A 698-nucleotide genomic window follows, 5' to 3' on the forward strand; every position below is an offset into this window, starting at 1 on the left:
TTCTTCGCCGTGCGTTCCAGGCGGCCGGGCAGGCGCTTGGCCATCTTGCCCGCCAGTTCACGCAGGCCAAGGAACTTGCGCGAGGACATGAGGCGCGACAGGTAGCTCGACATCGCGCCGACCGGCGGTGCGATCGACATCTCGTTGTCGTTGAGCACCACGATCAGCCGTTCGGCGCCCGGCCCGCAATGCGAGGCGTTGTTCATCGCCTCGTACGCCATGCCCGCCGAGATCGAGCCATCGCCGATCACCGCGATCACGTTGCGCTCACGGTAGGAGGGGTCTTCCTCCGCGCGCAGGTGGTGGGCGACGGCCATGCCGAGGCCCGCCGAGATGGAGGTGGAGGAATGGGCCGCGCCGAAGGGATCGTATTCGCTCTCGCTACGGCGGGTGAAGCCCGACAGCCCGCCCGGCTGGCGCAGGGTGCGGATGCGCTCGCGCCGCCCGGTCAGGATCTTGTGCGGATAGGCCTGGTGGCCGACATCCCAGATCACGCGGTCATCGGGGGTGTCGAACACGGCATGCAGCGCCACGGTCAGCTCGACCACGCCCAGCGACGCCCCAAGGTGCCCCCCGGTGGTCGAGACCGCGTCGATCGTCTCGGAGCGCAGTTCTTCCGCAAGCTGCTTCAGCTGCTCAACGGAGAGGTTGCGCAGGTCATGCGGCATGCGGACGCGGTCAAGCTGCGCATAGCGCCC

Annotated in this window: 1 protein-coding gene; it reads right to left on the minus strand. The window is 68.3% G+C overall.

The window, feature by feature from the left end; translation table 11 throughout:
- The coding region (locus tag DY926_RS08670; RefSeq protein WP_274541793.1) for a 1-deoxy-D-xylulose-5-phosphate synthase N-terminal domain-containing protein at positions 1–698 on the minus strand (698 nt) is incomplete at both ends.

It is taken from the genome of Komagataeibacter melaceti (assembly GCF_003403295.1).
Classification (GTDB): Bacteria; Pseudomonadota; Alphaproteobacteria; order Acetobacterales; family Acetobacteraceae; genus Komagataeibacter; species Komagataeibacter melaceti.